Here is a 12,461-nt window from a genome sequence, read left to right on the forward strand (position 1 = left end):
ATCGACAGACATGCTGCAGGAATTCGACGGCAGAGTCGCCGTCGTCACCGGTGCCGCGAGCGGCATCGGGCTCGCGATGGCCGAGCGATTCGGCGCGGAGGGCATGAAGGTCGTGCTCGGCGACATCGAACAGGGCGCGCTGGACAAGGCGGTCGCGCGGATCACCGACGCGGGCGGCGAGGCGCTCGGGCACGTCGTGGACGTGTCGGTGCGCGAATCGGTGTTCGAACTGGCCGACGCCGCGTTCGAGCACTTCGGCGCCGTGCACGTGCTGTGCAACAACGCCGGGATCGGCTCGGGCTCCGAGGGCAAGATGTGGGAGCACGACCCCAAGGACTGGGACTGGTGCTTCGCCGTCAACGTGTTCGGCGTCTTCAACGGCATCCAGGCGTTCGTACCGAGGATGCTCGCGCAGAACACCCCCGGCCACATCGTGAACACCTCCTCCGGCGACGGCGGCATCGCGCCGCTGCCGAACGCGTCGGTGTACGCGACCACCAAGGCCGCGGTGGTGACCATGACCGAGGCGCTGTACGCCCAGCTCGGCCAGGTGCACGCGCAACTCGGCGCGTCCGTGCTGTTCCCCGGGCCCAAGATGTTGCGCACCGGCCTGTGGGAGTCCTACCGCAACCGGCCCGAGCGGTTCGCCAAGTCGGTGCCGCGCAAGACGCCCTACAACACGCTCGACGCGTGGGAGAAGGCGATGCGCGACGCGGGGCAGGAGATCGAGTTCACCCCGGTCGAGTCGGTCGCGGCCGACGTGCTCGACGGCATCCGGGAGAACCGGTTCTGGATCCTGCCCGCCAGTGAGCACAGCGACGGACAGATCACCGCGCGGTCGCAGAGCATGCTCGCCCGCAGCAACCCCTCGTACCTCGAGACCTTTGTCCTGGACAAGTGAGTGACCATGACCCAGAGCAGCGAACACCCCGAGCGGAACGAACTCACCACCCCCTACACGATCATCTCCTCGGACACCCACGCCGGGCTGCCGACCGAGTTGTATCGCGACTACCTGGCCACCCGGCATCACGCCGCCTTCGATCAGTTCATGTCCGAACGCGAGGCGCAGCTCAAGGCGATCACCGACCTGGGTGTGCGCAACGAGGACTTCGCGGCGAACTGGTTCGAGACCAACGAGGAGGTGCTGCGCAGCGGTTGGGAGGTGGACCGGCGCGACCTGGAGTTGGACAAGGACGGCGTGGTCGGCGAGGTGATCTTTCCGGACGCGGACGCCGTCGAGTCGCGCACGTGTGTGCCCTTCGGCGCGGGCCTGGGCCTGTCCGGGGACATGGATCCGGAGCTGGGCCTGGCCGGCGCGCAGGCGCACAACCGCTGGCTGGCCGAGTTGTGCAAGACCAGTCCGGAACGGCGGCGCGGGGTCGCGCTGATCCCGATCACCGCGGCGATCGAGGACGTGCTCGCGGAGATCCGCCGGATCAAGGCGGACGGGCTGGGCGCGGTGATGATCCCCGCGATGTGGATGAACCAGACGCCGTATCACGATCGCAAATACGACCCGGTGTGGGCGCTGTGCCAGGACCTGGAACTCCCGGTGGTCACCCACTCGGGGCCGGCCGACCGCGAATCGTACGGTAACCACCTGGGCATCTACGTCACCGAGGTCACCTGGTGGCCGTCCCGACCGTTGTGGTTCCTGCTGTGGTCCGGCGTGTTCGAGCGGTTCCCGCGGCTGAAGTTCGGGGTGACCGAGGCGGGCTGCTGGTGGGTGGGCAACCTGCTGTGGTTCACCGACCGGCTGCTGCTGGGCTCGCGCGGCGCGGCCAAGTTGGCCGGGTTCGAGGAGATCAAGCTGCTCCCGAGCGAGTACTTCGACCGCAACTGCTTCATCGGCGCGTCCAACACCAAGCGGCGCGAGATCGGCATGCGCTACGAGATCGGTGTCGGCAACATCTGCTGGGGTAACGATTTCCCGCACCCCGAGGGCACCTGGCCGGAGACCCTCAACATCCTGCGCAAGACGTTCTCCGACGTCCCGATCGCCGAGACGCGCGTGATGCTCGGCGAGGCGGTGGCCGACGTGTACGGCTTCGACCTGGCCGCCCTCGCGCCGCACGCCGAGCGGGTCGGGGTCACCCCCGCCACGCTCGGTCAGGTGCACGAGGACGGTTCGGCGAAGGACCTGACGACCAAGTGGGCAGCGGCCGCCGAGATCGGCCGGCACTGGCTCACCGGACACGACACGGGCGCCGCGATCAACCCCAACGCGGAAGCCCTGGAGGTCTGATCCCCCATGACTGACAGCACCACCCCGCTCCCCGTCCCGAGCGGCCCCCCGTCCGGCGACCACCCCGAGCGGTACACCGTGATCTCGGCCGATTGCCACGGCGGCGGCGAGATCCACGGCTATCGCGACTACCTACCGACCCGCCTGCACGCCGAGTTCGATGCCTGGGTGGCGAACTACGAGATCCCGTATCCGGACCTCAAGGGGGACCTCGGCCCGCGCAACTGGGACTCCGACCGACGCCTGCGCGACCTGGAGGCGGACGGGGTGGTGGCCGAGGTCATCTTCCCCAACACCGTGCCGCCGTTCTTCCCCAAGCCCTCGCTGACCGACCAGCCGCCGGCCGCGAACGCGGGCGACCTGGCGCTGCGGTGGGAGGGGCTCAAGGCGCACAACCGCTGGATGGTCGACTTCTGCGCGGCCACGCCCGGGCGCCGGGCGGGCATCGTGCAGATCATGCTGCACGACATCCCGGCGGCGGTGGAGGAGATCCGCTGGGCCAAGGATGCCGGGCTCACCGGCGGCGTGTTGCTGCCCGGCACCCCGCCCGGTTCCGGTCTGGTGCCGATGTTCGACTACGCGCACTACGAGCCGCTGTGGCGGGTGTGCGAGGAGTTGGGCATGCCGGTCAATCACCACACCGGCTCGGCCGCGCCGCCGGCCGGGGACACCGACGTGGACAAGGTGGTGTTCCTGACCGAGGTGTCCTGGTGGGCGCACCGCGCGTTCACCCACCTGGTGGTCTCCGGCGCGATGGATCGCCACCCGGAGCTCCAGTTCGTGTTCACCGAGCAGGGCACCGCCTGGATCCCGGAGGAGACCCGGCGGCTGGACTACTACTGGCACCGGATGAGCACCGCGGTCGGCTCCCAGGAGTACGAGTGGGGCAGCGCGCTGGTCGGCCGGATGGAGCTCAAGCCGAGCGAGTACTGGGCCCGGCAGTGCCACGTCGGGGCCAGCTTCCAGCGCCCGGCCGAGGCCAAGCTGCGCTATCAGGTGGGCGTGGACCGGATCATGTGGGGCAGCGACTATCCGCACAAGGAGGCCAGCCATCCGTTCAGCCGCGAGGCGCTGCAGTTGACCTACAACGGCATCGACCCGGTCGAGGTCGCCGCCATGGTCGGCGGCAACGCGGCGAAGCTGTACGGCTTCGACCTGGACGCGCTGGCCCCGATCGCGGCGAAGGTGGGCCCCCGGGTCGACCAGGTGTGGGCGCCGCTGGCGCCCGAGGACATCCCGGTCGGCGCGGACAAGTGCCCGGCGTTCGTGGGCGCGGTCGGCATCAAGCCGTAGCCGCGTCGAGCCGTGGCCGCGTCGAAACCGTGGCCGCGGGCAACCGCGGCCGCGACCACCGCGTGCGGACCTCGGCGTCGAGGGGCCGGAACCCGCCGTTCCGGTCCCGTCGACGCCGAGGCCGTCGCGGCGGGCGCGCGGGTGTGACGCCTCGCACAGGGCTGCCAACCGTCGGGCCGGCGATTTCTCCGGTGAATCGTGGCGACACGCTTTAGAGTCCGATCCATGACTCGACCGGACTGGGCTCCAGAGCACATCGACATCACCCGCGCCAGCGTGGCCCGCGTCTACGACTACGCGCTCGGCGGCGCGCACAACTTCGCGGTCGACCGCGAGGCGGCCGAACTGGTCACCCAGGCGATGCCCGAGCTGCGCGACGTGCTGCGCGGGAACCGGGTGTTCCTCACCCGCGCCGTACACCACCTGCTGGACCTGGGCATCCGGCAGTTCCTGGACCTGGGCTCGGGCATCCCGACGGTGGGCAACGTGCACGAGATCGCGCACAAGGCCGACCCGGACGCGCGCGTGGTGTACGTGGACAACGATCCGGTCGCGGTCGCGCACAGCCAGGCCCTGCTCGCCGACAACCCGAACGCGACCGTGGTGGGCGCCGACCTGACCGATCCGGCCAAGGTGATCGACTCCCCCGAGGTGCGCAAGCTGATCGACTTCTCCCAGCCGGTCGGCGTGCTGATCGTGTCTGTGCTGCACTTCCTCCCGGACGAGGCGGACCCCATCGGCGTGGTGCGCCAGTACATGGACGCGACCGTGCCCGGCAGCCACCTCGCGCTCTCGCACGCGCACCGCAGCGAGGAGCGCCCCGCCGGGATGGACCGCGCACTCAGCGAGTACTCCTCCAACGTGCAAAAGATGCACGCCCGTTCGCACGACGAGATCCTGGCCGTCTTCGGCGGCCTGGAGCTGCTGCCCGCGCGGCTGGTCCCGGTGGACGTGTGGGGCCCGGCCGGCGCGCTCGGTGAGCCCGCCGTGAAGCTGCCTCAGTTGGCGGGCGTCGCGGTCAAGGCCTGAGCGGCCGGCACCGGGTTGTAGAACTCGCGCTGGCCGACCACCAGACCGTCCCGGAAGGCCAGCACCGCGATGTAGGTGTTGGCGTAGGCGCGGTCGGTGGGCCTGGCCCGCCCCTCGCCGATGAACTCGACGATCACGGTGTCCGGGTCCACGCAGTCGTGGACCCGGGTCACCGTCAGCCGCAGCTCGAAGACGCCGAGCGCGATCGCCAGATAGGCGTCCACCGCGTCCTTGCCCTCGATCCGCACCGGCGGCGCGGCGTACGGGAACTCCAGGACGACGTCGGGGTGGTAGCAGGCCACCTGCGCGCCGCGGTCGCCCGCGCCCACCGCCGCCAACAGCCGCTCGGCGATCCGGACGTTGTGCGCGCGCCGCGCCCGGGCCTGTTCGGGAACACCTGAGTCCATGGCCGCAGCCTGGCCCAGAACGGTTGTCGAGGGAAGATCACGCGGTGGCCGGTTGTCCCTCCCACGCCCGCACCGCGCGGGTCTCCGGCAGCGCGGAGAAGCACGCCACGCTCAGCACCGCGGCGGCCGCGAGATAGGCCGCGACGCTCCACGGGGTGCCGTCGCCTCGGGCCAGTTCGGTGGCCACGATCGGGGTCAGCGCACCGCCGAGCACGCCGCCCAGGTTGTACGCGGTGGACGCACCGGTGCACCGCACGCGCGGCTCGAACAACTCGGACAGATAGGCCCCGACCACCGAGAACATCGCGATGAAGGCGACCAGGGTGCCCAGGCACGCGAGCGTCATCCACACCGGCTCGCCGGTGGCCAGCAGCCCCAGCATCGGGAACGCCCACAGGCCCATCGCCGCGCAGCCCGCCACACACAGCGGCTTGCGCCCGTACCGGTCGCCGAGCAGCGCGAACAACGGGGTGGCCACGGCCTTGCCGACCACCGCGATCATGATGCACGCGAGCATCGTGGTGCGCCCGACCCCCAGCCTGCTGGTGGCGTAGTGCAGCGACCAGGTGGTGGTCAGGTAGAAGCCCACGTAGCCGCAGGTCAGCGCCCCGGCGATGAGCAGGATCAGCCGCCACTGGTCACGCACCACCTCGCGGAACGGGCTCGCCGAGAGTTCGTTCGCGACGGCCAGTTCGCGAAACGCGGGGGTCTCCTCGATCGAGGCGCGCAACATCAGTCCGACGCCCGCGAGCACGCCCGCAAACAGGAACGGCACCCGCCAACCCCAGGAGTGGAACTGGGCGTCGGTCAGCACCCCGGACAGGGTCAGCATGATGCCGTTGGCGAGCAGGAACCCGATCGCCGGCCCGGCCTGCGGAAAGCTGCCCCACAACGCGCGACGGCCCGGCGGCGCGTGTTCGGCCGCCAGCAGCACCGCGCCGCCCCATTCGCCGCCGACCCCGAGCCCCTGACAAAAACGCAGCAGCACCAGCAGGATCGGCGCGGCCAGGCCGATCCGGTCGTAGGTGGGCAGCAGTCCCACCAACACGGTGGCGACGCCGGTCAGCAGCAGCGAGACGACCAGGACCGGCCGACGCCCGCGCCGGTCGCCCAACCGGCCGAAGAGCACCGAGCCCAGCGGCCGCGAGACGAAACCGACCGCGTAGGTGGCGAACGCCGCGAGAGTGCCCGCGATCGGCGAGAACCCGGGAAAGAACAGCGGGCCCAGCACCAGGGCCGCGGCCGTGCCGTAGACGAAGAAATCGTAGAACTCGATCGACGTGCCGGCGAAGGACGCCGCCGCGATCCGGACCATGGAGACATTTCGCGTCACACCCGGCCCAACGATCGGGTCGAGGTGTGGTCACCCGTGCGGGCGTCACCCGTCCGGGGCAGTCTGTCGCGCCTTCCCGTGCGTCTCGGGTCGGCCGGGAGTACGCGCCTCACCCAGATCGGCCAGCCACGGCGCACCCGCGTCGTCGCCCACATGACCCAGCGCCCAGGCCGGGTTCCGGCACATCGCGGTCTGCACGATCTGGGTCCCCGGCAACGTCACCGGCCAGCACAGCAGATGACCCGCCAACCACCAGAACTTGCCCAGCACCGCGACCGAGAGGTCGTCCTCACCGGGCGGCCGGTCCCGGTACTCGTGCCGGTACCAGGTGCGCACCACCTGCGACCAGGACTGCTCGGCGATCACCGTGCCGTCCCGATCGCGCAGCGGCCCGTTGCGAAACGCCACGTCGCGCGCGATCCGGTGGGTCACCCGCAGGCCCAGCACACGCCGCACCGGAGTGAGCACGATGGTCACCCCGCCGCACACCGACCAGGTCACCATCGACGGCCACAACCCGAACACCAGGAACAACACCGCACCCGCGGCGCCCAGCGGCAGGCCGACCGCGCGCGCCGCGACCGGCTCCGCGTACACCTTCAGCGGTGTGATCGGCACCCGGAAGACGGTGTCGGGCGCGGTGGCGTAGCGCGACTCGTCGAAGTCGAGCGCGCGCGCCCGGCGATACGTCCGGGTCTGGAACCACGGCAGGGTCAGGGACAACACCGCGCCTGCGACACCCAACACAAACCAGGGCAGGGACACCTCGGGCAGTTCCATCGCCACGTCACCCCTTAGCGCGTCGATGTCTCCACGGTCGCCCATGGCGGCCTCCGGCGGAAGAGCACAGCCGCCACAAGTGGCAGAAAATGTGCGCCTTCGCCCACCTCGGCACCCGCCGCAGTCGTCACACCCGGATCATCCGGATCATCCGGTCCAGCGCGGGGACGCCGCCATCGTCTTCAACTGCTCGATGGAGAGCAGCGGTTCGGGCAGTGGGGCCGACTCGGCGCTCCGGCCGTCGCGCACCTCCAGGGAGACCGCCAGGCCGCCCGGGCGGATGACCAGGAGCGAACGCGACTGGACCCGGCCGTCGTTCGCGACCACCTGATGGGTCACTCCGGGCGTTCCGTCCGCCAGCGTCACGTTCACACAGAAGTCCTCCTTCGTACCGACCGGGCAAGGCGTCACAGCCGGGTCCCGGGTCGAGCGCAGCCGCACGGTCAGGTCCGACATCGCCTCATGGAGGCCGCCGAGGACGAAGTTGCCCACGGTCGTCTTCACCGCGCTCCGTACCCGGATCCCCTTGGGCAGCACGGCCGACACCGGCTCGAACGCCGCGGGGGGCACGTCGGACGGGTCGACCCCCACCACGGTCCACGCCTGGCTGTGCGCGATGGCGGTCAACTCCTCGGGCCCCAGGACCTGGCGCGTTCCCCTCGGCGTGTCCACGAGCTCGCCGGCCCGGACCTGGACGCCGTCCGGCCGCGTGTACACGACGGCGTAGGACTGCCGTTCGGCCCCCGGCGGCCAAAACCCGGAAACCATGAGCACGCCCCCGTCCGGCTCCACCGTGCGGACACACCGGAGTCGCGAACCGCCATCCGATGACGGGCAATGCGGGCCACGCCACAGATCCTCGACCGAACCGAACAGCGGACGGGAGAGTTCCACCTCGAGCCCCGTGGAGCCGTTGTGTCCGGTGTAGGTGCCGGCGATCCGGGTTTGGCCCGGCACCGGGCCCTCGCGGCTCGGCTCGAAGCGGTCGGTACGACCACCGTCCGGCAGCGCCGCGCGCACGTACGGGACCAACTCCCTGCCGACGGGAAGTCTCGCCATCGCTTCGAGCCGCCTCGCGGCAGGGCCCGAATCGGCGCTCGACCCGGCGAGCACCCCGTCGGGCAAGCCCAGCCCGCCGCTTCCGCCCAGCACCAGTACGGCGGCCACCGCCGCGCCCACCGCCAGCCGCGCCCGGCGCTGCCGCCTGCCGAGCCGGATACCGCGCTCGATCAGATCGGGGCTGGGTCCGCGGAACTCGGCGACGGCCGAACGCATCGCGCCCGGCAGATCCCGCTCGAACCTGTCGTCGGCGTCCACGCTGATCAGCTCCCTTCCGTCGATGCGAGGCGATCCGGGCAACGGCGCCGCCCGGCCCCCGGGCGATCGCGGCGACCGGCCCCCATCGCCGGTCAACATGCCATGCCCAGGTCGACCAGTTCCGCGCCGAGCATCGCGCGCAGCCGATCCAACGCCCGCTTGGACCGCACCCGGACCGCCCCGGGCTTGATCCGCAGGACGTCCGCGGTCTCCTCGACCGACCGGTCCTCCCAGTAGCGCAGCACCAGCACCGCGCGATCGGCGGGCGAGAGTCGGGCCAGGCCCTGAAGCAGGGTCAGGCGCAGCTCGATGTCCTCACCGGGGGCCGGCGGCGGCTCCGGCAGCGCGTCGCTGGGGCGTTCCGAGGAACGCCTGAGCCGACGCACGGACAAGAAGGTGCGCACCAGGGTGGTGTGCGCGTACGCGATCGGCGACTCCATCTCGCGGATCCGCCGCCAACGCCGGTACAGCTTGCCCAGCGTCTCCTGGACCAGATCCTCCGCCGTGTGCCAGTCGCCGGTGAGCAGACAGGCCGTGCGCAGCAGTTGGCCGCTGCGGGCCCGCGCGAACTCGTCGAAGCTCGCGCCCCCGTTCCCGCTCATGGTGCCTCCGCGCCTCGGTGTCGTGCGAATAACGCCGCGACCCGCCAAGCGCGTTACACCCCCGCGTCACCGACGCCGGTAGCCGGTCGCGCCGTGGATGCGGCCCAGGTGTTGGCGCAGCGTGGACACCCGGGGATGTTGCGGGCCCAGCCGGTGCTCCTGCTCGGCCAGCAGCGGCACCAGCACGCTCTCGGACCGGTACGGGTCGCCGAGCGCGGCGAGCAGCAGCCCGATCCGCTCGCGCAGGTCGAAACCCTGGTAGACGTCGGCCTCCGGGATCCGCCGGTGCAGGTCGAGCAATCGCCGGTACTCGCCGAGCGCGGCGGGCAGTTCGCCCAGTTCCTCCAGGCACGCGGCGACCTGCCGGCCGTATTCCATCGCCTCCGCGTCGGTCGGCCCGCCGGACGCCGCGAACACGCCCGCGATGTATTGCAACTCGGGGAGCGCGCGCCGGAACTGACGGTCCGCCAGCAATGTGTCGGCGAGCGCCTGTCGCAACCCCAGGACGAGCGGGTCGCGTTCGCCGTGCCGGGCGATGGCCACCGGCAGGGCGGCACCGAGCACGTCCACGGCCTGGGTCAGCGCACCCTCGCCGAGCAGCCGGTTGGCCTCGTCGAGCGCACTGCGCACGTCCAACGTGGGCGGCGCGGCGGAGGGCACCGCCGCCCAGTCCGGATCGGCGCGCGGCACGTGTGCCGAGGGGCCCGCGCTCATAGCCCACGGCGGCGTGGGCGGGGCCGGCACCGACGCCCGCACCGGGCCGGGCACCCCCGGCAACGGCTGCGGCGCGGCCGGGAAACGCAGCGGGCGGGTCGGGTCCATCGGCGCGGTCGGCGCGAGCGCGTCGCCGCGACTCGCGGGCAGCAGCGGAACGAGCCGCCGGTAGACCTCCTGCGCGTTCGCGGGCCGCTGGTCGGGCTGCTTGCCCAGCAGGTCCAGCACGAGCCGTTCCAGCCCGGCGGGGATGTCCGGGCGGTGCGCGCCCAACGGCTCGGGCGTCGCGCTGAGGTGCCCGAGCATCACCGAGGCCATCGTCGGCCCGGCGAACGGCGCCCGCCCGGCCAGCATCTCGTACAGCAGGCAACCGAGCGCGTACAGGTCGGTGCGCGGCTCGACGATGCCGTTCATCTGCTCGGGCGCCATGTACGCGGGCGAGCCGGGCATCGCGCCGGTCGTGGTGAGCTTGGTCGACTCCGGGTCGAGCACCGCGGCCACGCCCAGGTCGAGCACCTTGACCGTGCCGTCGCGCCGGACCATCACATTGCGCGGCTTGAGGTCGCGGTGCACCACCGGCACCGCGTGCACGGCGGCCAGCACCGAGCAGATCTGCGCGGCCACCGCGACCGCCCACTCCCACGGCACCGGCCGGTTCTCCGCGATCAGGTCGGCCAGGTCGCAACCGTCCAGGAGTTGCATCACCAGATACAGGTCGCCCTCGTCGGTGCCACCGTCGAACACGGTGACCAGGCCCGGGTGATCGATGCCCGCGGTGACCCGGCACTCGCGCAGGAAGCGCCGTTCCATCGCGCTGCGGCCGCCGCCCCCCTCGACCAGGTCGGTGCGCAGCAACTTGACCGCGACCCGGCGCTGGAGGGTCTGGTCGTACGCCTTCCAGACCTGGCCCATGCCGCCGCGGCCGATCGCCGCGGACAGTTCGTAGCGGCCCGCGATCACCCGTCCGGGAGCGCTCATCGGGGCCCTCCGGGGTTGCCGCCGTCCTGCTCGCGCAGCCGCTCGCTGAGCCCTTGCAGTCGGGCCCGGGCACGCGCGGCGGGATCGTCGACCGGCACCGGCCCGGCGACGGGCGGCGGGGCGACCGGTCCGCGCGGGGTACCGGGCCCGACCGGCGGGCCGGGCACCAGGTAGCCCGGCGGGGCCTGCGGCGGGGCCGGGGGGTAGGCCATGGGATGCGGTCCGACGGGCGCCTGCGGCCACGGCGTGTACCCGGCCGGCCCGTACGCGCGCATCGCCCGGGCCCAGCGGGCGGATCCGACACACCACCAGACCGGCACCGCGACCATCAGCACCAGCAGCATGACGGTGCCCACGTCGTCCAGGATCGTCTGGGGTTCGGGCGCGCCCAGCGCCTCGCGCGCGGCCTGCTCGCCGCTCGACTCGCTGCCCATCACCAGGAACACGAAGGCGAGGACCACGCTCACCGAGGTGACCGCCAGGACCACCCAGTCCCAGTGCTTGCGGGTGCGAACTCCCGCCACGAGCGGGGGAATCCACGACAGCAGTCCGATCGAGAGGAACGCGACCGCGGCGAGGCCGACAAGCCCGAACCAGTGACCGGCGGTACCGCGTCTACCGGGCACCGGATCGCGCGACGGACCTTGCATGCTGTGTGACTCCCGAGGCTGTGGGACTCCCGAGGCCGGACGACTCCCCCGCGGGGCGAGCCGATGCCGCGTCCGCACCCGGTCTGCCGGGAGTCGCGGGCGATGGGCCGGGAGACGGCGTGCCGGAAGCCTATCGGCGGGACCGGCCGGCCGGCTGCCGACCTGGACAAGCGCCCACCCACAGACCGTTCGCCCACCGGTTCGGGTCCGGGGCGCGGGCGCGCCGGGGCACCGCGAACGCCGACACCGCGCACCCGGCGGGACACACCGGGCACGGCGAGGGGTACCGTGCTCGGGTGTACCGCTTCCTGCTGACCCCGCGCTGGATCGCGATGGCGCTGCTCGTCCTCGTGCTGGTCCCGATCATGGTCGAGCTCGGTTTCTGGCAGTTCCACCGGCACGAGAACAAGGTCGCGCACAACGACCTGATCAGCGCCAACAGCAAGCGCGAGCCGGTGCCCGCGCAGGAGATCCTCGCGGTGGGCCGGAAGCTGCCCGGCGACCTCCAGTGGCGTCGGGTCACGGTGACCGGCACCTACGACACCGAGCACGAGATGCTCGCGCGCAACCGGTCGCAGAACAACGTGCCCGGCTTCTACGTGGTCACCCCGCTGATCACCGCCGACGGCCGCGCGCTGCTGGTGGACCGGGGCTGGGTGAAGAACCCGCCCACCGCCGCCGAGCGCCCCGAGGTGCCGCCGGCGCCGGCCGGGCAGGTCACGGTGACCGGTCGGCTGCGCCCGGACGAGACCCGCAAGGACTCCGGCATCCGCGACCTCGAGGTGCCCCAGGGCCAGGTGATGCGGATCTCCTCGTTCGAACTGGCCGCGAAGTTGCCGCATCCGATCCTCGGCGGCTATGTCGAACTCACCGAACAGACCCCGATGCCCGCCAAGGCACCGGCGCTGATCCCCGAGCCGGACGACGAGGACCTCGGCCCGCACCTGGCCTACGCGGTGCAGTGGTGGATCTTCGCGTTCGCGCTGCTGGCGATGCTCGTCAAGCTGGTTCGCAGCGAGGCCAAGGAGTTGGAGGCCGAGTTGGCCGCGCTGGACGAGGCCGACTCGGCGCCCGCGCCCGAGGAAGCGGCCAAGGTCTGAGGTGTCCCGG

At 71.8% G+C, this 12,461-nt stretch carries 12 protein-coding genes; 5 read left to right on the top strand and 7 right to left on the bottom strand.

Annotation, left to right across the window (positions count from 1 at the left end; translation table 11 throughout):
• Positions 1-10 precede the first annotated feature (10 nt).
• The 4 genes from ACZ4FV_RS20070 (at position 11) to ACZ4FV_RS20085 (ending at position 4,570) form a co-directional block, all read left to right on the top strand.
• Positions 11-901 (top strand): SDR family NAD(P)-dependent oxidoreductase, encoded by an 891-nt coding sequence (locus ACZ4FV_RS20070; RefSeq protein ID WP_465323000.1) that lies wholly within the window; start codon positions 11-13, stop codon positions 899-901.
• Between the two features lie 6 nt (positions 902-907).
• The gene (locus ACZ4FV_RS20075; RefSeq protein ID WP_395862681.1) at positions 908-2,248 is read left to right on the top strand and encodes an amidohydrolase family protein; all 1,341 of its coding nucleotides are present in this window, start codon (positions 908-910) and stop codon (positions 2,246-2,248) included.
• A gap of 6 nt (positions 2,249-2,254) precedes the next feature.
• On the top strand, positions 2,255-3,541 hold the full coding sequence (locus ACZ4FV_RS20080; protein ID WP_395862679.1) for an amidohydrolase family protein: 1,287 nt from the start codon (positions 2,255-2,257) through the stop codon (positions 3,539-3,541).
• Between the two features lie 225 nt (positions 3,542-3,766).
• On the top strand, positions 3,767-4,570 hold the full coding sequence (locus ACZ4FV_RS20085) for an SAM-dependent methyltransferase (RefSeq protein ID WP_465323001.1): 804 nt from the start codon (positions 3,767-3,769) through the stop codon (positions 4,568-4,570).
• Here the strand turns inward: ACZ4FV_RS20085 and ACZ4FV_RS20090 are convergent.
• From ACZ4FV_RS20090 to ACZ4FV_RS20120, 7 genes are all read right to left on the bottom strand, one after another.
• The gene (locus ACZ4FV_RS20090; RefSeq protein ID WP_395862675.1) at positions 4,540-4,977 is read right to left on the bottom strand and encodes a nuclear transport factor 2 family protein; all 438 of its coding nucleotides are present in this window, start codon (positions 4,975-4,977) and stop codon (positions 4,540-4,542) included. The two genes, ACZ4FV_RS20085 and ACZ4FV_RS20090, sit on opposite strands and share 31 nt — an antisense overlap.
• 37 nt (positions 4,978-5,014) lie before the next feature.
• On the bottom strand, positions 5,015-6,292 hold the full coding sequence (locus ACZ4FV_RS20095; protein WP_465323011.1) for an MFS transporter: 1,278 nt from the start codon (positions 6,290-6,292) through the stop codon (positions 5,015-5,017).
• A gap of 63 nt (positions 6,293-6,355) precedes the next feature.
• Positions 6,356-7,135 carry a hypothetical protein gene (locus ACZ4FV_RS20100; RefSeq protein ID WP_465323002.1) on the bottom strand — a complete coding sequence of 260 codons (780 nt, stop codon included), beginning with the start codon at positions 7,133-7,135 and terminating at the stop codon, positions 6,356-6,358.
• A 102-nt stretch (positions 7,136-7,237) separates the two neighbouring features.
• Positions 7,238-8,407: a hypothetical protein gene (locus tag ACZ4FV_RS20105; RefSeq protein ID WP_395862668.1), complete on the bottom strand. Its 1,170-nt coding sequence runs from the start codon at positions 8,405-8,407 to the stop codon at positions 7,238-7,240.
• A 92-nt stretch (positions 8,408-8,499) separates the two neighbouring features.
• Positions 8,500-9,009, bottom strand: a complete 510-nt coding sequence (locus ACZ4FV_RS20110; protein ID WP_395862666.1) for a SigE family RNA polymerase sigma factor — start codon at positions 9,007-9,009, stop codon at positions 8,500-8,502.
• Positions 9,010-9,075: 66 nt separating this feature from the next.
• On the bottom strand, positions 9,076-10,701 hold the full coding sequence (locus ACZ4FV_RS20115) for a serine/threonine-protein kinase (RefSeq protein ID WP_465323003.1): 1,626 nt from the start codon (positions 10,699-10,701) through the stop codon (positions 9,076-9,078).
• Complete coding sequence (locus ACZ4FV_RS20120) at positions 10,698-11,351, bottom strand: hypothetical protein (RefSeq protein ID WP_402231633.1); 654 nt, start codon at positions 11,349-11,351, stop codon at positions 10,698-10,700. Before ACZ4FV_RS20120 ends, ACZ4FV_RS20115 begins: the two co-directional genes overlap by 4 nt.
• A gap of 296 nt (positions 11,352-11,647) precedes the next feature.
• Between ACZ4FV_RS20120 and ACZ4FV_RS20125 the strand changes: the two genes are divergently transcribed.
• Complete coding sequence (locus tag ACZ4FV_RS20125) at positions 11,648-12,451, top strand: SURF1 family cytochrome oxidase biogenesis protein (RefSeq protein WP_395862660.1); 804 nt, start codon at positions 11,648-11,650, stop codon at positions 12,449-12,451.
• The last annotated feature ends 10 nt before the right edge of the window (positions 12,452-12,461 follow it).

The sequence above is a fragment of the Embleya sp. NPDC025285 genome, from assembly GCF_055558835.1.

What these genes read in the sequence shown, in the direction of transcription:
- ACZ4FV_RS20075 (WP_395862681.1), top strand. Translation starts at nt 908, where the DNA reads ATGACCCAGAGCAGCGAACACCCCGAGCGGAACGAACTCACCACCCCC.
- ACZ4FV_RS20095 (WP_465323011.1), bottom strand. Translation starts at nt 6,292, where the DNA reads ATGGTCCGGATCGCGGCGGCGTCCTTCGCCGGCACGTCGATCGAGTTC.
- ACZ4FV_RS20100 (WP_465323002.1), bottom strand. Translation starts at nt 7,135, where the DNA reads ATGGGCGACCGTGGAGACATCGACGCGCTAAGGGGTGACGTGGCGATG.
- ACZ4FV_RS20070 (WP_465323000.1), top strand. Translation starts at nt 11, where the DNA reads ATGCTGCAGGAATTCGACGGCAGAGTCGCCGTCGTCACCGGTGCCGCG.
- ACZ4FV_RS20080 (WP_395862679.1), top strand. Translation starts at nt 2,255, where the DNA reads ATGACTGACAGCACCACCCCGCTCCCCGTCCCGAGCGGCCCCCCGTCC.
- ACZ4FV_RS20115 (WP_465323003.1), bottom strand. Translation starts at nt 10,701, where the DNA reads ATGAGCGCTCCCGGACGGGTGATCGCGGGCCGCTACGAACTGTCCGCG.
- ACZ4FV_RS20110 (WP_395862666.1), bottom strand. Translation starts at nt 9,009, where the DNA reads ATGAGCGGGAACGGGGGCGCGAGCTTCGACGAGTTCGCGCGGGCCCGC.
- ACZ4FV_RS20085 (WP_465323001.1), top strand. Translation starts at nt 3,767, where the DNA reads ATGACTCGACCGGACTGGGCTCCAGAGCACATCGACATCACCCGCGCC.
- ACZ4FV_RS20090 (WP_395862675.1), bottom strand. Translation starts at nt 4,977, where the DNA reads ATGGACTCAGGTGTTCCCGAACAGGCCCGGGCGCGGCGCGCGCACAAC.
- ACZ4FV_RS20120 (WP_402231633.1), bottom strand. Translation starts at nt 11,351, where the DNA reads ATGCAAGGTCCGTCGCGCGATCCGGTGCCCGGTAGACGCGGTACCGCC.